We start from the raw sequence: 19,144 nt of genomic DNA, 5'->3' as shown, positions 1-19,144 counted from the left end.
CCGTCTCCGCCGAGACTCCGCCCCCGCGCTCGGCTCGCGTCGCGAGGTGCTCTGCGCGGGCAGCTCGGCTGCGGCTGGGCCCCGCCAGCCGCCCCCCCCGCGGCCCGGCCGACGGCAATCCCCCCACCCCTCCCGCAGCCCCCGGAGAGCCGACCCCCTCGTCCTGCTCGTGGGTGAGGTCGCCGGAACGCGCGGCGGCCAGCAGTGCGATGTCGCTGCCGGTCAGCCGACGGCCGAGGAACCCGAGGACGGCCGCGCTCGCCCGGTCGATCCACGGCAGGTCGTCCACCACGACCAGCAGGGGCGTGTCCGCCGCGGCCCGGTGGAGGAGGAGCAGCGCCGCGTTGCCGACGAGCAGCCGGTCGGGCGGCGGTCCGGCGCCGAGTCCGAGGGCGACCCGGAGCGCGTCGCGGTGCGCCGCCTCCAGGCTGTCCACGGCGTCGCGCAGCGGGAAGAAGATCTGGTTCAGCCCGGCGAACGCCACATCCGCCTCGAACTCCACGCCCGCGGCCCGCAGTACGCGCGTCCCGCCCGCTGCCGCCGCCCGGGCGAGGGCGTCCAGTACGGCGGTCTTCCCCACGCCCGCCTCCCCCTGGAGCAGCACGGCCCGCCCGGCCCCGGGCGCGTTCAGCAGGGCGTCGATCGCTTCGAGGTCCACGCCCCGACCGACGAGCCGCTCCTCGCCGCCCCCGTCATCCGGCACGCCGATGTCGTCCACAGACCCCTGTTCCATCCGTCCGCACAGCCCGGCGCCGTCCGCCCACCCGTCCCCGTCAACCGTCCAGCATGAACGCGGACATCGCTTTCGTACCAACGTACGAGCGGTACGAAGCATCACCGACGGCCGAAATCAGCCCCTGGGCCGGGCGGCAGCCTCCAGCGTCGGACGGATGCCCATGGCCGGATCGCCCAGAAATCCCACGCCTCCCGCCGACCACGCCCCGCGCCGTAGCTCGGACCGGTAACAACCCCTCATTCCGTGGAGTTGGCCGATTCCCCTCCCATACGGCGCTCCGGGCGGCGGGTCATTCGCAGACGTCGGCCAGTCCGCCCCCGCCCCCACGGGCCACGATCCGATCCCGGTTCGCCCGATTTCCGTCCGGGCCGTTGACACACTCCGCGGGCCGTCCCTATCTTCACCATCATTCCTGCCGGATCGTTCCGGCAGTACGGCAGGAGAACAGGAATACGGCACCCCGCCCGCCGGCCGGGCGGTCCTCGCATGTCACTGATCGGAGCGCCATGGCCATCCCGTCCGCAGACTGGCTGATACCGCCGATGGTCGCCATCGGCGAGGGAGCGCTGACAGCCGTGCTGAAGGAGCGGTTCGGCGTCAGTGGCACACTCCACAACCTCGGCAGCCAGCAGGATCTCAACCACCGGGTGCGCAGCGAGGACGGCGGCGACCATGTCCTGAAGATCGCCAATCCCGCGACCCGGCCGTCCGTCCTGGACCATCAGGTACGGGCGATCGAGGCGCTCTCGGTCGCGGCGCCGGACCTGCGGCTGCCCCGGGCCCGCCGCGGCACCGACGGCGCCTTCGTCCAGCGGGTCTCCGTGGACGGGGTCGACCTGTGCGCCCGGCTGCTCGACCATGTTCCGGGCGAGCCCATCATGGACAGCCGCTATCTCGCCCCGGAGGTCGTCGCCCGGCTCGGCGCGCTGTCCGGACGGGTGGCCGCCGGGCTCGCCGGGTTCAGCGCCCCGGACGAGGACGGCCCCCGGCTGTGGGACCTGCGCAACGGGCTCGCCGTGGTGGAGGCCCTCACCCCGCAGCTGACCGACCGGGCGGCGGCCGAGCACGTACGCGCCGCCGCCCGTGCCGCACACGCCCGGCTCGCGCCGTATGTCGCGCGACTGCCCGTCCAGACCATCCACGGTGATGTCACCGACAACAACGTCGTCTGCGACCCGGGGCCCGACGGCCGCCCCCGGCCGGTCGGCGTGATCGACTTCGGCGATCTCGGGCCCGGCTGGGCCGTCGCCGAACTCGCCGTCACCTGCGCCTCGGTGCTGCACCACCACGACAGCGGACCCGCGTCGGTGCTGCCCGCCGTCCGTGCCTTCCACGCGGTGCGGCCCCTGACCGCCGACGAGGCCGACGCGCTGTGGCCGCTGATCGTGCTGCGCTGTGCCGTGCTGGTGGCCAGCGGGCGGTTCGACGCGCTCCAGGATCCCGGCAACGACTACGCCACCGCCGCCCTCGACCGTGAGTGGGCCATGCTGGAGGCGGCCCTGTCCGTGCCCGCCGAGGTGATGACCGCGACCTTCCGCGCGGAGACCGGTCACCCCGCGCCGCCGGGCCCGCCCACCGCACTGCATCCGCTGCTCGCCGAGCCGGGCGGCGCTTTCTCCACTCTGCACCTGTCCGTCCTCTCCGACGAACTGCACGACGGCGCCTGGCTCGCCCCCGACGCCGAGGACACCCTGGCCGCGCGGGAGTTCACCGAGGGGGCGGCCATCGTCCTCACCCGGCACGGTGAGCACCGGCTCACCCGGTCCCGTACCGACGACCCGGCGGCGCCCACGGCGGCCCTCGGCGTGGAAGTGCGCACGGCCCACCCGGTGACCCTCACCGCGCCCTGGCCCGGCACCCTCCACCAGGGTCCGCACATGGTCACCCTCACCACGGAGGACGGCTGGCGCCTGATCATCGAGGGCGCCGACCCCGAGGACGGGTCCCGCCCCGGAAGCCCCGCCCAGCTGGGCCGGGCCGTCCAGCCCGGCGACGCCATAGCCACCCTCACCCCCCGCCCCGACGCCCCGGTCCCCCATGTGCTGCTCACCCGGCTCGCCGACGACGGCGTCCCGCCCAGGTTCGCCACCCCTGGACTCGTGCCCGGCTGGCTCGCGTGCTGTGCGGACCCCACCCTCCTCGTCATCGACACCCCCGCCGACCTCCCCGCCGCCCTTCTCGACCGGCTCCTGATCCCGCGCGGCGCGGAGCCGGTCCCCCCGGCGGGCGAGGCCACGGAGGACAACCCGGCCTCGCCCCCCGGGCTGCTCGCCCGGCGTGACCGCTCCTTCGCCGCCGTGCAGGAGCACTACTACGACGCCCCGCCCCGGATCGAACGCGGCTGGCGGCAGTACCTCGTGGACACCGAGGGCCGCTGCTATCTGGACATGCTCAACAATGTGACCATCCTCGGCCACGGCCACCCCCGGCTCAGCGCCGCCGTGCACCGGCAGTGGCAGCGGCTCAACACCAACTCCCGTTTCCACTACTCCTCCGTCGTGGAACTGTCGGAGCGGCTGGCCGAACTGCTGCCCGCCCCGCTCGACCAGGTGTTCCTGGTCAACAGCGGCTCCGAGGCCGTGGACCTCGCCCTGCGGCTGGCCTGGGCGGCGACCGGACGGCAGGACACGGTCGCGATCGGGGAGGCGTACCACGGCTGGACCTACGCCAGCGACGCCGTCTCCACCTCCGTCGCGGACAACCCGGGTGCCCTCACCTCCCGGCCCGGCTGGGTGCACACGCTGCCCGCCCCCAACGCCTACCGGGGAATCCACCGGGAAGCCGACGCCGTGCGGTACGGGCCCGAGGCCGTCGCGGCGATCGAGGAACTGTCCGCGTCGGGACGGCCGCCCGGGGCCTTCATCTGTGAGCCGTACTACGGGAACGCCGGCGGAATGGCCCTGCCCGAGGGGTATCTGGAGCAGGTGTACGCGGCGGTCAGGGCGGCCGGTGGACTCTGTATCGCCGACGAGGTCCAGGTTGGCTACGGCAGGCTCGGCCAACACTTCTGGGGCTTCGATCAGCAAGGCGTCGTACCGGACATCGTCACCGTCGCCAAGGCGATGGGCAATGGGCATCCGCTGGGTGCGGTCATCACCACCCGGGAGATCGCGGCGGCCTACCGCTCCCAGGGGTACTTCTTCTCGTCGGCGGGTGGGAGTCCGGTCAGTTCGGTGGTCGGGCTGACCGTTCTCGACGTGATCAGGGACGAGAGGCTCCAGGAGAACGCCTTTTCCGTCGGCGACCGGTTGCGGGACGGGCTCCTGGAGCTGGCCGAGCGTCATCCGCTGATCGGTGCCGTGCACGGCAGCGGCCTCTACCTCGGGGTGGAGCTGGTCCGGGACCGTGTCACCCGGGAACCGGCCGCCGAGGAGACCGCCGCGATCTGCGAGCGGCTGCGGGAACTGGGCGTGATCGTCCAGCCCACCTCGGACCGGCAGTGCGTCCTGAAGATCAAGCCCCCGCTGTGTCTGACCCCCGAGAGCGCGGACCGGTTCGTGGCCGCGCTGGACGACACCCTCACCCACGGATGGTGACCATGCCCCACGGCCAGGCGGCGGCGCGGGACACCCAAGAGCCCCGGGTCCCGCTGCCCGCCGCGCCGACCGACCCCAACACACCCCGGGTCCCCCTCCCCACCACACCGACCATCGCCGACGTGGCCCGCCTGGCGAAGGTCTCCCGGACCACCGCCTCGGACGCGCTGCGGGGACACGGGCGGGTGTCGGAGGCGACCCGGGAGGCGGTGACGGCGGCGGCACGGGAGCTGGGGTACGCGCCCAACCGCAACGCCCGGTCGCTGCGCACCTCGGTGACGGAGACGATCGGGCTGCACATCCCGGAGTTCCTGACCAGCGCCGAGTACTACATGTCGTTCGTGTTCGGGGTGATCGAGGAGGCGACCAGGGCGAGTCTCAATGTCACGCTGATGTCCGCCGGACATCTGGGCGACGGGCCCGGCGCCCCCCAGGTCGACGGGCTGGTGCTGTGCGACCCGATGGCCGGTGACCCGGTGGTCGACCAGCTGATGAGCTGCGGTCTGCCGGTCGTGACGGCCGAACGCTATGCCGGGGACAAGGAGTCCACCGGGGTCGTCCTCTCCGACCACCACACCCACCTGGAGCAACTCCTCGACCATCTCGGCGAGCGGGGGGCCCGCCAGGTCGCTTTCCTGGCCTCGGACACCACCGCCGAATGGGCCACCACCCTGTGCGCCACATACAGCGAGTGGTGTGCCCGGCGGGGTGCGCCGGACCTCACCCACCGGGCTCCGTTCGGCTCCACTCCCGAGGCGCTCCAGGCGGAGGTGCGCCGGATGCTCGTGCGCGCTCCCGGTATCGACGCGATCGTGTGCGCGGCCGATGGCGCCGCGGCGGCGATCCTGCCCGAACTGCGCGCCGCCGGGCGCACGGTGGGTGAGGATCTGCTGCTGGCGTCCTGTGTGGACAGTTCGTCGATGCGACTGGCCGATCCCCCGATCACGTCCATCGAACTCCATCCCCGCGCGGTGGGGGCGGAATGCGCCCGGCTGCTGTGCGAGATCCTCGCCCGGCAGACACCGCAAGGGACCATACGCTCGGTTCCGATAGAGCTGAACATCCGGAATTCCAGCCGCCCCACCCCGACCCGATAAGAAGTCCACACGGTCCATAGAGTCCACAACTCCCCTCAGCAATAACCCCCGCGCTCTGCCACGGAGAATTCCCCCATGGGTTTTTCGCGGACAGCCTCCACGGTTGTCCGCGAAAGACCCATGCCTTTTTTCGTATCACTTCCGGAAGCCATTCCACTCCTCGGAGAATTTCGCGCGACCGCATTGACATCACCATGTGCCGCACATAGTTTTCCGGCATGCCGGAACGATCCGGCCCTATGGGGCAAGGAGTTGTCGGGATCGTGGGCGAGTCCGGGTCCGGCAAGTCCACCCTCGGGCTTCTCATCGGCCGGCTGCTGCCCGGCACGACCCGATTCCCCCGGGGCCGGGTCCTGGTGGACGGCGAGTCCGTCCTGGACCTGCCGCGCGACCGGCTGGCCCGGCTGCGCCGCGAACGCCTCGGCTTCATCCCGCAGGACCCGGTGGGCGCCCTGGACCCGACCCTGCGCGTCGGACGCCAACTCGCCCTCACCCTGCGTGCCGGGGGCATCCGCCGCCCCGGCCGGGCCGACCTCGTACGACGGCTGGAACATGTCCGTATCAAGGACCCCGAACGGGTCCTGGCCCTGTACCCGCACGAGATCTCCGGCGGCATGGCCCAGCGGGTCGTCATCGCCATGGCGATGGCCCGCACCCCGGCCGTGCTGATCGCGGACGAGCCCACGGCGGCGCTCGACGCGCAGGTCCGGCAGGACATGCTGCGGCTGCTGTTCACCCTCGCCGACGAGCACGGCACCACCCGACCGGCGTCGCCGTGGTCCATGTCCCGGCGGGCGCCCGGATGTCCCTCGACGCCCGGGGCGGCGCCATCGGCCTCACCTACGGCGCCGACCACTTCGCGCACGCCGTCTGTCTGGCCGGAGGCTCCCTCTACGGGCTCGGCGCGGCGCCCGGCGTCGCGGCGGAACTCCTCACCCGGGTCGGCAACGACGTCAACTGGGACCAGCTCAAGTGCGTGGCCGGGGCGATCATCTACGACTTCAGCGCCCGCGACAACGCCGGCACCCCGGACGCCGCCCTCGGCCGGGCCGCGATGCGCGCCGCCCGGCACGGGGAGTTCCCCGTCGGCCGCTGCGGGGCGGGGGCCGGCGCCTCCGTCGGCAAGGTCGAGTACTCCCGTACCGAATTCGCCGGCCAGGGCGCCGCGTTCCGGCGGATCGGGGGCATCAGGATCCTCGCCGCGACGGTGATCAACGCGGTCGGTGTCATCGTGGACCGGGACGGCACCGTGCTGCGCGGCAACTCGCGCGGGTCGTGCGGGGCGGCCAGGTCGCCGCGGGAGACACCCTCACCGTGCTGGACACGCCCGCCGACCCCCGTACCCTGCCCGCCCCCGAACCCGACCGGCCCCGCTATGCCACCGTGACGGAACTGCGCGAGGAGAGCCCGACGGTCACGACCGTGCGCCTGCACGACCCCGCCGGTCTGGGCGCCGCCCCCGGCCAGCACCTGCGCGTCCACCTCGCGGACGGACGCGGCCCGGCCTGGCGCTGCTACACCCTCACCGGCACGGCCCCCGGCGCACCCGCCATCAGCGTCAAACGGGTGCCCGACGGCCGGGTCTCCCCGCTCCTGCACGCGCTGCGGGTCGGCACACCGCTGCGGATCTCCGGCCCCTACGGTGCTCCGCTCGTCTCGGCCGACAGGTCCCGGCCGCTGCTGCCGGCGGTGGCCGGGGTGGGTGTGACGCCCGTCGTGCCGATCCTGCGCGCGCTCGCGGAATCCACCCCCGACCGGCCGGTGACGGTCCTCAATGTCGTCCGCACGCCCGAGGACACACCCCTGTGGCCGGACATCACCGCCCTCCTCGCCGGTTTCCCGCGCGCCGCCGGGCGGCTGTACGTCACCGCCGCGCCGGGCCCGTTGCCACCGGGCGCCCGGCACGGCCGCCCCACCGAGGCCGACTACGCGCGGCTCGCGCCCGATCCCGGCGGCGAGGCGTATCTGTGCGGCCCCGGCGAGTTCGTGAAGGCCGCCCGCTCGGGGCTGCTGGCCGCCGGGCTCGCGGCCGACACGATCACCGACGAGCGCTTCTTCTCACCGGTGGAGGTACCGCTGACCGACCGGCCACCGCCGGCCCCGGGGCCGTTCACCGTCCGCTTCGCCACGAGCGGGGCGGAGGCCACCTGGACGGCCGACGACGGCACCCTCCTGGACCTGGGGGAATCCACCGGGGTCCGGCTCCCCTCCGCCTGCCGCGCGGGCTCCTGCGGAACCTGCCTCCAGCGGGTGGAGGGCGCGACGGCACACCTGATCGCCCCGGGCCTGCCGGTCCCTGCGGGCCACGCGCTGCTGTGCTGCGCGGTACCCACGGGTGCTGTCACCGTGCACGCGTGAGGACGGCCGGGTGTCGCGGTGAACACGGCGGCTCCCGGGCGGCATCGGCCCGGCCCGCGAGCGCCCGGGAAGGTGCTCGTGTGATCATCATCGGTATGGGAAGTCCAACGCCGCCCGGCCACGAACCGACCGACCGCCGACCGCGACCACGCGGGCCCGAGCGCCGGAGGGACGCGCCGTAACCTATGTCGGATCATGCCCGTCGGAAGAACAAGGGCCTGGCGAGTAGGAGACGCGCAGCTGATGAAGCCCTCGCGGACGCCGGCCGTGGGTGAGCCCACCGACCCGGACGTCGACCTCCATGTCCCTTCGCAGCGGCCCGGCCAGTGGCGCGCGCAGCTTCCCGTGGTGACGGTGGTGGCGCTGGGCGGGACGTTGGGCGCCTCGGCCCGCTACGGCGCTGCCCTGCTGTGGCCGACGGCGACCGGCGGCTTCCCGTGGACGACGTTCTGGGTGAACACGGTCGGCTGCGCGGTGATCGGTGTGTTCATGGTGATCATCAGCGAGGTGTGGGCGGCGCACCGGCTGGTGCGGCCGTTCTTCGGCACCGGCGTGCTGGGCGGCTTCACCACGTTCTCGACCTACGCGGTCGACATCCAGCAACTGGTCGACGGTGGCCGGGCCCGGGCCGGACTCCTGTATCTGGGACTGACACTGATCGCGGCACTGGCGGCGGTGTGGAGCGCGGCGTGGGCGACCCGCCGGATCGTGGCGTGGAGGCAAGCATGACGAGACTGACCGGGCGCGCGCTGCGCGTGACCATCTTCATCGGCGAGGACGATGTCTGGCATCACAAGCCGCTGTTCACGGAGATCGTCCACCGCGCCCACCGGGCCGGACTCGCGGGCGCGTCGGTGTTCCGCGGGATCGAGGGCTTCGGCGCCTCCTCCCTGATCCACACGACCCGGCTGCTGTCGCTGAGCCAGGATCTGCCCATCGCGGTGGTCATCATCGACGACGAGACCCGCGTCCGGGCGTTTCTGCCCCAGCTGGACGAACTGGTCACCGAGGGCCTGGTGATCCTGGACGACTGCGAGGTCATCCGGTACGTGGGCCGGTCCAAGGAACGTGCCGAGTGAACTGGCTGCTGGTGATCGCCGGAGCCGCCGTCGGCGCGCCCCTGCGCTATCTCACCGACATGACCGTGCAGCGGCGCCACGACACCGTGTTCCCCTGGGGCACCTTCACCGTCAACGCGGCGGGCTGTCTGATCCTGGGCCTGCTGACCGGCGCGGTCACCTACGGCGCCGCGTCCCACTCGCTGCAACTCCTGATCGGCACCGGCCTGTGCGGGGCGCTGACCACGTACTCGACCTTCTCCTACGAGACGATGCGGCTGGCGGAGGAGGGCGCGAGGTTCTTCGCCGCCGCCAATGTCGTCGCCAGCGTCGTCGCCGGTCTCGGCGCGGCCTTCGTGGGGGCGGCGGTGGCGAACGCGCTATGGGCCTGAGGGGGCACCCGCTCCCCCCTCAGGCCGTTCCGCGGTCGGCTCAGTTGCCGCCGGCGGCGGCGTGGCTCGCGCTGACGGCGCCGTAGAACGGCATGGCGAGGCTGCTGAAGATGTCGGCGGTGCCGGGGCCGCCGGGGTTCTTCCAGTCGCGCAGCAGTTCCGAGATGACGCCGACGGTGCTGTTGAGGGTGGCACCGGCGTTCTGGAGGCGGAGCAGGGAGGTTTCCCGGGCGAGGGTGTTGGTGGTGCCCGAGGCGTCGGTGACGGCGTGGACCTGGTAGCCCCGGCCGAGGGCGGACAGGGACGCGAACATCAGGCATACGTCGGTGATGACGCCCGCGATGACCAGGTTGGGCCGGTCCATCGCGCGGACGGCGGCGTCGAAGGCCGGGTCGTCGAAGGCGTCGACCTCACCGCTGCGGTGGATGAGCGGGGTGCCCTCGGGCAGCTCGCGCACGAGTTCGGGGAGCAGGGGGCCGTTGGGGCCCTGCGGTGCGGAGGTGGTGGCCACGATCGGGAGGCCGAAGACCTTGGCGGTGCGGGCGAGGGCCTGGGCGTTGCGGCGGACCTCGTTCTGGTCGTGGTCCTGGACGCCGACAATCAGTCCGGTCTGGTGGTCGACCAGCAGGATCCCGGTGTTCTCGGGGGTGAGCCGGTGGGTGAGGTAGCTGTTCTCGCTCATCGTTCTTCCTGGTTCCTTGGGGTGCGGCCGTGCTCACGGCCGGGGCGGTCGCCCGCTTCGCCAGCATCTGTTTGTTGCTTGCGCATTCATCTTAACCATGAGGGGTGGGCGGCCATTCCCCGCCCGATCAGCCGCCCGGTGTGGTCTGCGTCACTCGCTGGTGTCGCAGTCGGCCGGGTGCTCTCCCGGTTCCAGCCGCGCCAGAACGCCGTACAGCATGTCCAGCTCCTGCCCGGAGAGGCGCCCGGCGAAGGCCCGCTCCACCACCTCGGCATTGGTCCGCACGGCCGCCCGCAGCAGCTTCCGGCCCTCCTCGGTCAGCTGGATCAGGGCCCCGCGCTGGTCCTCCTCGATCGGCGTCCGGGTCACCAGACCGCGCTGCGCGAGCCGGTCGGCCATCCGGCTCACCGCGCTCTGGGTCAGCACGATCCGCTCCTTCAGATCCTTCAGCCGGGTACCCGCGAGCGGAATGTTCACCAGGGTGTCGAACTCACTCACGGAGAGCCGGTGCCGCTCGGCCAGTTCCCGCTCGATCTCCCCCAGCACCCGCTGATGCACCTCCATGAACGACCGCCACACCCCGACCCTGAAAGCCCTCGACCTCACCGGCTCCGTACCCGACACTCCAGCCTCCTCCATGAATGCGCCTGCATCATTCTCGCACCGGCCGCACCGGGAGTACGCAGCGCCGGACGAATCCAGGCCGGGAGGGGGTGTCTCACGCGGGCGGCGAGGGGTGACCCCGGCCACTCCCCCGCCCCCTCCTCAAAGGCCGGCGGTCACTTTCGCCAGAACAGGTGGTGGGTCACGCCGCTCGGGCTGGGGACGACGTCCCGGTGGAATCGGTCGAGCAGTTCGTCGGAGGATTCCCACAGGCGTACTCCGGAGCCGAGCCTCATCGGCGAGACCGCGATGTGCAGGGTGTCGACCAGGTCGGCGTCGAGGAACTGCCGGATGGTGGTGGCCCCGCCGCCGAGTCGGACGTCCTTGCCCCCCGCCGCCTCCCTGGCCTGGGCGAGGACCGTGGCCGGGTCGGCGTCGACGAAGTGGAACGTGGTGTCGGAGAGGGTGAACGAGGGACGCTCGTGGTGGGTCAGGACGAACACCGGGGTGCGGAACGGGGGCTCGTCACCCCACCAGCCCTGCCACTCATGGTCCTGCCAGGGCCCGCGCTGGGGGCCGAACTTGTTGCGGCCCATGATCTCGGCGCCGATGTTGCGGGGGTAGTCCCGCGTCAGGTAGTCGTCGAGGCCCCGGCTGCCCCCGGGCTCCGTCCGCATGGGCCAGCTCGCCGTGGCCCCGGCCCACGCGAACAGCCGCGCGGGATCGACATGACCGAACGGCCGCTCCAGGGTCTGATCCTCACCCGCGCCGATGCCATCACTTGAGACATTGAAGTTCTGCACCCTCAGCAACTGAGTCATGTGTTCCTCCTGCAATGACGGTGACGGTGACCATGACCGGGCCACTGTCGGTGTCGGTGTCGGTGGTGAGACTCTCCCGGACGGGAAAACTCATCGCCACCGGTGTGGTGCCCTTTCGGACAGAACGTGCCGGGTCAGGTGGTGTACGAGGTCGTCCGCCGCGTGCGGGTCGCGGGCACCGCCGAACAGGTGGAAGTCGGGGCGGATCACGACCACCGAGGCGGGCAGCCGACCGAACCAGGCGGCGTACGCGCCCTCGGGGTCGGTGAGTCCGCCGGGGCCGAAGTGGGCGCTACGGCCGCCCAGCCGGTGCCAGGCAGTGCGGCGGGCGGGTGAGAGGAGGTCCAGCGGGTCCTGGTCCCGGCCCAGCAGAAGGAAGGTCCCGGGGGCGATCACCTCGTCCAGGGGGCCGGTACGGGTCCCCGCGCCGACCCTGGCCTGCAAGCCCAGGCCGCCGCCGATGCCGTCGTCCTTGAGGGTGCCGCCGCGTAGGGTCCAGTTCATCCGCACCTCGTGGACCGGGCCGGCGCTCCCGCCCAGCAGGGCGTCGCGCCGTGCGCATTCCGCCGGGTCGGTCATGCAGATCAGGGGGCCCAGGCCCACCGTGTCCTCGATGATGCGGGCCAGCTGCCCGGCGCGTTCGGCCGAATAGTCCGCCAGGAGCCGTTCGTCGCCCTCGCCCCGGACCAGCAGGGCCAGGCGCCAGGCGAGATTGGCAGCGTCGCGGATGCCGGAGTTCAGGCCCTGGCCGGTGAAGGGCGGCATCTGGTGTGCGGCGTCACCGGCCAGGACGACACGGCCGTGGTTCCACCGGTCGGCCCAGCGGCCCCGGAAGGTGTACCGGGCGTGCCGGACCAGTTCGGCGTTGCCGGGGTGGACCCCGAAAGGCGCCAGCAGCTCCCATGCGTTCTCGTCGGTGTCGACGGACTCCCGGTCGTCCGTCGGCAGGATCATGAACTCCCAGCGCCGCCGCCCCGGGCCCGCCGGTACGAGGGTGGTCGGTCTGCCCGGCCCCAGTAACTGGCAGGCGTAGGGCAGCCAGCCGGGCGGGGCGTGCGGGACGACGTCCACGACGAGCCAGTCACGGCTGAAGCCGAGGTCCGTCAGCTCCAGCCCCAGCAGCGCGCGCACGGTGCTGTTGGCACCGTCACAGCCGACGGCATAGGCCGCGCGCAGGGTGCGGGGTACGCCGTCCGGCGCCGGGGCGAGGCCCGTGTGCGGCCGGATGCGCGCGCTGACGCGGTCGCCGTCGTCGGTCAGCGCGTCGAGCGTGTGGCCCCGGTACTGGGCGATGCGGGGCTCGGCCCGCACCCGCCGCTCCAGGAGGGTCTCCAGGTCGGGCTGTGAGAAGCCGGACATCCGCGCGTGGCCGGACTCGGACGACGCCGGGCACGCCGATTCACCCACGATGAGACCGGAACCGTCCGCGAAGCCGAACCTCTGGCCGTCCAGGCCCCAGGGTTCGAGCATCGGGTCGAGTTCGGTGCCCAGGCCGAGCTGGCGCAGGACCCGCTGGACGTCATGGCTCATGGTCACCGCGCGCGGCAGCGGGTAGGGCCGCGCCCACCGCTCCACCACACTCACCCGCAACCCCTGCCGGGCCAGCAGCAGCGCCAGCACCTGGCCGACCGGTCCGGCGCCCGCGATCAGTACATCGGCGTCGGGGCGCGGGTCCCCGCTCGCCGGGTCGTTCGTCGTCTTCGTCGTCTTCGTATTGGTCGTCGGTTCTTCGCTCATCGGTCAGCCCGGGGTGCCATGCCTGGATCGGGAGCAACGTCACCGTACTATTCGGCGGGCGGCGGGACTGTGCGGCGTTGGCCGTGTCGGCTGGGCCGGCCGATCATTGGTAGTACACGGCGGTCCGCTTCCCGTCGATCTCGTGGATCTGGACGGGGGTGTCGAACACCTCGGTGAGTACGTCGGCCCGCATCATGGCGTCGACCGTGTCGGAGGCGGCGACGCGGCCGTCGCGCAGGGCGATGATCCGGTCGGAGTAGGCCGCGGCGAAGTTGATGTCGTGCACGATCAGGACGATGGTCTTGCCGAGTTCGTCGGCGGCGCGGCGCAGTTGGCCCATCATCCGGACGGAGTGCTTCATGTCGAGGTTGTTGAGGGGTTCGTCCAGCAGGACGTACCGGGTGTCCTGGGCCAGCACCATCGCCACGTAGGCGCGCTGGCGCTGGCCGCCGGAGAGCTGGTCCAGGTAGCGGTGCTGGAGGTCGCCGAGGTGGAGGAAGCCGAGGGCGTCGTCCACGTGGGCCACGCACTGGGGGGTGAGCCGTCCGCGGCTGTGCGGGAAGCGGCCGAAGGAGACCAGCTCGCGTACCGTCACCCGGGCGGTGAAGTGGTTCTCCTGGCGGAGGATGGACAGGGTCCGGGCCACCTCCTGGGACTTGGCCCGGTGGATGTCGAGTCCGTCGACGGTGACGGTGCCCGAGGTCGGCTCGGCGAGCCGGCCGATGATGGTCAGCAGGGTGGACTTCCCGGCGCCGTTGGGGCCGACGAGCGAGGTGACACCGCCCGCGGGTATCTGTCCGGAGACAGGGCCGAGCACGGTGTCGTCGCCGTAGCTCTTGCGGATGTCGGTGAACTCGATCACAGGGTGCCCTTCCTGAGGAGATGGATGAGGAAGACCGCCCCGCCGAGGAACTCGATGACGACGGTGAGCATGCCGGAGGCGTAGAAGACGTGCTCCATGACGAACTGTCCGCCCGCCAGGGTGATCAGCCCGATGAGGAACGCCATCGGCAGGACGACGACATGCCGGTGGGTACCCGCGAGCTGGTAGGCGAGCATCGCGGTGACGAATCCGAAGAAGGTCATGGGGCCCGCGAGCGCGGTGGACATCGCGATGAGCACGGAGATGAGCAGCAGCATCACCATCAGCTCGCGCTTGTGGGCGATGCCCAGGTTGGTGGCGGTGTCCCGGCCGAGCAGCAGGGTGTCGAGCCGGTAGCGGCGCTGCCAGATCACGGCGCCGACGATCAGGCACACCGCGCCGGCCAGCGGCAGGTGCTCGGCTTCGGCGCTGCTGAGCCGTCCGAACAGCCGCGCCGACAGGACGTCGTACTCGGCGGGCGACAGCAGCCGTTGCAGGAAGTCCGACAGACTGCGGAAGGCGAGCCCCAGCACCACCCCGACCAGGAGCAGTACGTGCAGACTGCCCTGTCGTCCGGAGAACAGCCAGCCGAACAGCAGCATGGTGAAGCCGACCATGAGCAGCGTCTGGGTGAGGAGTTTGGGCGTCCCGTCGGTGGCGGCGAGGACGCTGCCGCCGAAGAGGGAGACCAGCAGCGTCTGCATCAGGATGTAGACGGCGTCGAAACCCATGATGGACGGGGTGAGCAGCCGGTTGTGGGTGATGGTCTGGAACACGACCGTCGCCACGGCCTGCGCAAACGCGACGACGGCCATGGTGCCGAACATGGTCAGGCGCCGCTCGAAGGCGAACTCGAAGGAGCCTTCGATGAACAGGAAGAGGAAGGCGCCTATGGAGGCGGCGGCGAGGACGGCGGCCAGGCCGAGCCGGACGGCCGCGGGCAGCCCGCGACGGCCATCGGGGGCGGGCACGCGCTTCCCCGCATCCGGCGGTACGGCGTGCGGTTCGGCGGGCCTTTCGTCCCGGGGTGCGGCGCTCGGCACCCCGGGCGTGGCCGACAGGTGACGCTCAGACATGGACCTTCCCTCGCTGACGCAGGATCATCGCCACGAACACGACCGCGCCGACCGCGCCCAGCACCACCGTCGCCGGGATCTCCAGTGGGAAGACGACGAGCCGGCCCACCAGGTCGCAGGCGATCATCAGGGCGACACTGCTGAGCACCACCCAGGGCAGGTTCTTGCGGACGTCGTCGCCGCGCGCCATGGAGACGAGGTTGGGCACGATCAGGCCCAGGAAGGGGAGGAACCCGACGACGACGGTGGTCACGCCCGTGGCCAGGGCGACCATGGTGAGTCCGATGAACAGGATGCGCCGGTAGGGCAGTCCGAGACCGACGGCCGTGTCACGGCCGAGCCCGGCGATGGTGAAGCGGTCGGCCGCGAGGTACAGCCCGATGACGATGGCCCCGACCACCCACAGCGGTTCATAGGTGCCGCGCACCACGGAGCTGAACCCGCCCGAGCGCCAGGTGGCGAGCATCTGCAACAGGTTGGTGGAGGAGGCGATGTACAGGGTCACCGCACTGACCAGCGCGCCCAGCATGATGCCCACGATCGGCACGATGACCTGGGACTTGAGCGCGATCCGGCCGAGCACGAACAGGAAGACCAGTGCGCCGATGAACGCGAAGGCGCTGGCGGCCCCCATCTTCACCATGGGTGGCGCGGCCGGTGCGAGGAGGGTCAGCAGCAGCACGCCCAGGGCCGCCCACTCGCTGGTGCCGGTGGTGGTCGGCTCGACGAATCGATTCTGCACCAGCATCTGCATGATCACGCCGGAGACCGCCATCGCGGCGGCGGCGAGGATCAGGGCGAGTGTGCGCGGCACCCGGGAGATCAGGAACATCCGCCGGGCCTCGGGGTCGGTGAACAGCGCGTGCAGGTCGATGTCGTAGCCGCCGACGAACAGCGAGACGATGACCAGGGCCAGCACACCGAGGGCGGCGAGCGGCAGGGGAAGTCGGCGCATGGGGCTTCCGGTACGAGGAGGGCGACGCGGCTCCGCAGCGAGCGGGGCCGCGTCGGCGGTCAGGTGTCAGCCGGCCGCGTTGAACGCGGTGACCACCTGGTTGAAGGCGTCGGTGTACGCCTGGGCGCCCTCGGTCACATAGAAGTCGCTCGCCAGGTAGATGACCTGGTCCTGCGTGCGGAAGGTCGTCCTGTCCCACGCCTCCATGCCGTCCACGATCTTCTTCGCGGCGATGGCCTCGGAGCCGTCCTCGGTGCCCACGGCCGCGTCCCGGTCCAGCATGATGACCCAGTCGGGGTTGAGCTTGGCGACCGTCTCGGGGGCGAGCCCGGAGTCGTTGTGCACGGAGGTGCTGTCCTCGCCCTCGGCGCTGAGTACGTTCTTCAGGTTCAGCGGCTCGGCGAGCCGGCCGATCCGGCTGGCGCCGTTGTCGACCTTGCCGGCGCTGGCGACCGCGAGGAACACGCTCTCGCCCTTGGTGGCCGCGACGGCGTCCTTCTCGGCCTGGTCGAGCGCGCCGACGATGTCCTTGGCCTTGGCCTCCTGGCCGAAGACCTTGCCGAGCGCCTCGGTCTGCGTCTTCAGCGAGTTGACGTACCCGCCCTCGGCCTCGTCGGACGGGGCGACATCCACGGTCTTGGCGATCTTGGACAGCTTGTCGTGGTGGTCGGTGAAGCGGTAGCCGCCGATGATCAGGTCCGGCTCACTGGCGTTGAGCGCCTCGAACTTGGGCTCGCGGTGGGTGCCGACATCCTGGATCGAGGAATCGTTTCGCCAGTCCTCGAAGCCCTCCTTCGGCAGCAGCGCCTTGGGCACCGCGACGGGCTTGACCCCGAACGCCTTGAGCGTCGCGAAGGACGTGTTGTCGAGCGCGGCGACCCGGGCGGGCCGCACGGGGACGTCGAGGTCACCCTTGGCGGTGGCGATGGTGACGGTGCCTCCGCTTCCCGCGTTGGCCGGGTCCGTCTTGTCTTCGGATTCTCCGCAGGCGCTCAGCACCAACCCCGCGCACAGGACCGAGCTGGTCACGAGGGTGGTCTTGCGGAAACGGATGGATCGCACGGCGGCTGACTCCTGGGACGGTCGGGGCAGCCGTCAACACACGGTTATCCGGCTGCATGAACGTGTAACCATGCTTAGCCTAACCTAAGTACTGGCTGAGAATAGTCTGTGGGTGGCGGGATAGGCTCCAACCCCGCATCAAGCGCGTTCCATGAGCCGCGTCGACATCGCCGGGGTCAGCTTCACCCAGGTGCCCCGAAACGAGACGAGACCCCGGCTTCCGGCAGATCCTCGGAGGATCCCCGGCACAGCAGAGGTCTCGTAGCCACCACAACACCACCGGCACGGGCACAGGCACGAGCACCGGCACCGGCACAGCAGGCTGGCGATCACATCGTCACCGGCTTGAACAGGCCGGCAGACCTAACCCTCGTGGCCTTGGTAGATCAGCCTGATGGCGTCGTCCACACCCCGGAAGACATCGTTGATCGACGACCGGTTCATGACCCAGCTGCGCAACTGCGTGACGAGCACCGACTCGATGGTCATGATGATCGCTGTGCGGTTCGCGTCGATCGGGCCGTCGAAGGCGAGTTGCAGGGTTTGCGTGTACTGCGAGCCCATGGCCTGACTGTAGACCTCGGCCGCATAGGTGTCGGTCGTCGTCTCCATCATCATCAGCACCCGGAAGAACTGCGGCTGCACCTGGAAGGCGCGGATCGAGCGGTAGAAGATCTCCCGCAGCCGGTCAGCCTCCGTCTCGCCCTCGGGAGCGGACTTTTCCAGCTTCGTCTTGAGTGCCTTCTGCCATTCGACGAAGACGGCCGCGAACAGGTGCTCCTTCGAGGCGAAATACCGATAGAGCGTGCCGAGCGCGACTCCCGAGTCGCGCGCGACGTCGGAGATCTTGACCTGTTCGTAGTCGCTGCCCGCGAGTGCGCGCAACGCGGTGCGGATGATTCGGTGCCTGCGTTCGGCTTGGTTCTGCCGTAGCGTCTCCGGCGCCGGAGGCCCTGTGATCTGCAACGCCTTTCCCGTCTTCCCGTCTCGGTCGCTGACCCAATTCTAGAACTAGAGCCTAGCACTCAGGGTCGGTACCGTCCGGGGTAGGAATGCTCAAGACCTGCGGACCGACGGGGAAGGGGTGGACCTTTTCGGCCACCCCGTTGAAGTGACCGCCGGAGACCACGGCAGTCGCTGCGGCGCCTTCGCCGCGATCGTCCACCGCGCCCCCGACGGGCCCTGGTTCGTGTGATCCAGAAGCTGCTTCCAGTCATCGTCCCGGACGAACCCATCAGAGTGTCTCCATCCCTGCCGGGTGACGAGGCAGAGGCACACGAGCGCGCCCGTCCGGAGGGCGGAACACCTTGGCATCGGCCGCCCGGAAGCAGCGCGCCTTCGTCAGTCCTCGGTCACCGGGTGATCGACCATCCAGACCGGTGTGCGCGTCAGCGGATCCCGGGGCAACAGAACCGCGTCGGCCTTCTTGTCGGCGATGTCGGCGACCGAAAGGTCCGCGGGCCCGAACATCACGTGGGCCACGCCTGGGAAGGGTTCCCGCCTCCACAGCTCGGGACTGCCGGGCGCACCGGCCGCGTCGCGCAGCAGCAGTCCGCGTGACGGTCCCCACGACAGCCGTGCCCACCCCAGGCCCTCCTCGACGACGTTGCCACGCAGCACGCCGACGAAAAGATCCTTGGCCCGGTCGAGCGAGGCGACACTCAGGCCGATCCAGCTCACGCCGCGCTGTGGCCCGGTCCGCTCCGGGAAGTCCGCCGGCCGCCTGGCACCGATCTTCATCCGGGCCATGGCCTCTTCGTCGATCTGCGCGATCTGGATGAGCGTGCCGACTCCGGCCAGCTTCGGGTGCAGAAAGGCTTCCTGCCAGAAGTCCATGTTGGTCCGGCCGCCCAGGATGGAGAGACCGAGGCCGCCGACCTCCTCCAGTGCCCGGTCGAGCGAGGGGACCTTGAAGGTGATGTGATGCGGACCGCACCCGCCGCGGTCGATGAAGCGGCGCATGAACCCGTCGGCGCTGTCGCCGGGTGAGATGAACTCAAGGTGCATGTTGTCGCGGTACGTCAGTTGGTAGGGCCAGAACTCACCGGCGCCGCCGCCATGGCTCCACCGTCCGCCCAGTTCGACGGCAAAGCGGGGATACGCGTCGGCCCACCGCTCCACCCCGATGGCGAGGTGGTCGAGCTTGAAGGGCATGGACATCAGTCTCTC

18 protein-coding genes and 1 pseudogene are annotated in these 19,144 nt (G+C 71.1%); 8 read left to right on the top strand and 11 right to left on the bottom strand.

Annotated elements, in window-relative coordinates; all coding sequences use genetic code 11:
- Window positions 1–718 (bottom strand): ATP-binding protein (locus tag ACFXAZ_RS04720; RefSeq protein WP_384585052.1); only part of this gene is annotated, 718 nt, incomplete at its 3' end.
- Between the two features lie 524 nt (window positions 719–1,242).
- On the opposite strand from ACFXAZ_RS04720, the gene ACFXAZ_RS04715 reads away from it, so the two are divergent.
- The 8 genes and pseudogenes from ACFXAZ_RS04715 to crcB (ACFXAZ_RS04680) all read left to right on the top strand — a co-directional run bounded on the left by ACFXAZ_RS04715 (window position 1,243) and on the right by crcB (ACFXAZ_RS04680) (window position 9,177).
- Complete coding sequence (locus ACFXAZ_RS04715) at window positions 1,243–4,272, top strand: aminotransferase (RefSeq protein WP_384585049.1); 3,030 nt, start codon at window positions 1,243–1,245, stop codon at window positions 4,270–4,272.
- A gap of 2 nt (window positions 4,273–4,274) precedes the next feature.
- Window positions 4,275–5,369 (top strand): LacI family DNA-binding transcriptional regulator, encoded by a 1,095-nt coding sequence (locus ACFXAZ_RS04710; RefSeq protein WP_384585046.1) that lies wholly within the window; start codon window positions 4,275–4,277, stop codon window positions 5,367–5,369.
- Window positions 5,370–5,587: 218 nt separating this feature from the next.
- Window positions 5,588–5,998, top strand: a pseudogene (locus ACFXAZ_RS04705) (ATP-binding cassette domain-containing protein); the annotation flags it as partial.
- Window positions 5,999–6,144: 146 nt separating this feature from the next.
- Window positions 6,145–6,756, top strand: a complete 612-nt coding sequence (locus ACFXAZ_RS04700; protein ID WP_384585390.1) for a hypothetical protein — start codon at window positions 6,145–6,147, stop codon at window positions 6,754–6,756.
- Window positions 6,684–7,727, top strand: coding sequence for a 2Fe-2S iron-sulfur cluster-binding protein (locus ACFXAZ_RS04695; protein WP_384585043.1), 1,044 nt, complete (start codon window positions 6,684–6,686; stop codon window positions 7,725–7,727). Before ACFXAZ_RS04700 ends, ACFXAZ_RS04695 begins: the two co-directional genes overlap by 73 nt.
- A gap of 243 nt (window positions 7,728–7,970) precedes the next feature.
- Window positions 7,971–8,456: a fluoride efflux transporter CrcB gene (gene crcB / locus ACFXAZ_RS04690; protein WP_384585040.1), complete on the top strand. Its 486-nt coding sequence runs from the start codon at window positions 7,971–7,973 to the stop codon at window positions 8,454–8,456.
- The gene (locus ACFXAZ_RS04685) at window positions 8,453–8,806 is read left to right on the top strand and encodes a DUF190 domain-containing protein (RefSeq protein WP_382691395.1); all 354 of its coding nucleotides are present in this window, start codon (window positions 8,453–8,455) and stop codon (window positions 8,804–8,806) included. Before crcB (ACFXAZ_RS04690) ends, ACFXAZ_RS04685 begins: the two co-directional genes overlap by 4 nt.
- Window positions 8,803–9,177, top strand: a complete 375-nt coding sequence (gene crcB, locus ACFXAZ_RS04680; protein ID WP_384585037.1) for a fluoride efflux transporter CrcB — start codon at window positions 8,803–8,805, stop codon at window positions 9,175–9,177. Before ACFXAZ_RS04685 ends, crcB (ACFXAZ_RS04680) begins: the two co-directional genes overlap by 4 nt.
- A gap of 40 nt (window positions 9,178–9,217) precedes the next feature.
- Here the strand turns inward: crcB (ACFXAZ_RS04680) and ACFXAZ_RS04675 are convergent, their stop codons facing one another.
- The 10 genes from ACFXAZ_RS04675 to ACFXAZ_RS04630 all read right to left on the bottom strand — a co-directional run bounded on the left by ACFXAZ_RS04675 (window position 9,218) and on the right by ACFXAZ_RS04630 (window position 19,135).
- On the bottom strand, window positions 9,218–9,859 hold the full coding sequence (locus tag ACFXAZ_RS04675) for an isochorismatase family protein (protein ID WP_384585035.1): 642 nt from the start codon (window positions 9,857–9,859) through the stop codon (window positions 9,218–9,220).
- A gap of 150 nt (window positions 9,860–10,009) precedes the next feature.
- Window positions 10,010–10,423: a MarR family winged helix-turn-helix transcriptional regulator gene (locus tag ACFXAZ_RS04670; RefSeq protein WP_382691390.1), complete on the bottom strand. Its 414-nt coding sequence runs from the start codon at window positions 10,421–10,423 to the stop codon at window positions 10,010–10,012.
- Between the two features lie 215 nt (window positions 10,424–10,638).
- Window positions 10,639–11,283, bottom strand: coding sequence for a dihydrofolate reductase family protein (locus ACFXAZ_RS04665; protein WP_384585032.1), 645 nt, complete (start codon window positions 11,281–11,283; stop codon window positions 10,639–10,641).
- A 90-nt stretch (window positions 11,284–11,373) separates the two neighbouring features.
- Complete coding sequence (locus tag ACFXAZ_RS04660) at window positions 11,374–13,020, bottom strand: bifunctional 3-(3-hydroxy-phenyl)propionate/3-hydroxycinnamic acid hydroxylase (RefSeq protein WP_384585029.1); 1,647 nt, start codon at window positions 13,018–13,020, stop codon at window positions 11,374–11,376.
- Window positions 13,021–13,123: 103 nt separating this feature from the next.
- Window positions 13,124–13,882, bottom strand: coding sequence for an ABC transporter ATP-binding protein (locus ACFXAZ_RS04655; RefSeq protein WP_384585026.1), 759 nt, complete (start codon window positions 13,880–13,882; stop codon window positions 13,124–13,126).
- Entirely contained in the window at window positions 13,879–14,958 is a 1,080-nt protein-coding gene (locus ACFXAZ_RS04650) for an iron chelate uptake ABC transporter family permease subunit (protein ID WP_384585023.1), read from the bottom strand. The genes ACFXAZ_RS04655 and ACFXAZ_RS04650 overlap by 4 nt, the downstream gene beginning before the upstream one ends.
- Entirely contained in the window at window positions 14,951–15,913 is a 963-nt protein-coding gene (locus ACFXAZ_RS04645) for an iron chelate uptake ABC transporter family permease subunit (RefSeq protein ID WP_384585019.1), read from the bottom strand. Before ACFXAZ_RS04645 ends, ACFXAZ_RS04650 begins: the two co-directional genes overlap by 8 nt.
- 66 nt (window positions 15,914–15,979) lie before the next feature.
- Window positions 15,980–16,975, bottom strand: coding sequence for an ABC transporter substrate-binding protein (locus ACFXAZ_RS04640; protein WP_384585016.1), 996 nt, complete (start codon window positions 16,973–16,975; stop codon window positions 15,980–15,982).
- Between the two features lie 363 nt (window positions 16,976–17,338).
- Complete coding sequence (locus tag ACFXAZ_RS04635; protein ID WP_384585013.1) at window positions 17,339–17,941, bottom strand: TetR/AcrR family transcriptional regulator; 603 nt, start codon at window positions 17,939–17,941, stop codon at window positions 17,339–17,341.
- 375 nt (window positions 17,942–18,316) lie between these two features.
- Window positions 18,317–19,135: a hypothetical protein gene (locus ACFXAZ_RS04630; protein WP_384585010.1), complete on the bottom strand. Its 819-nt coding sequence runs from the start codon at window positions 19,133–19,135 to the stop codon at window positions 18,317–18,319.
- Between the last annotated feature and the right edge of the window lie 9 nt (window positions 19,136–19,144).

This window comes from Streptomyces sp. NPDC059477 (assembly GCF_042749375.1).
GTDB lineage: Bacteria > Actinomycetota > Actinomycetes > Streptomycetales > Streptomycetaceae > Streptomyces.
Note: the sequence above shows the minus strand (reverse complement) of the source record. Positions and strands in the feature narration are given on the sequence as shown.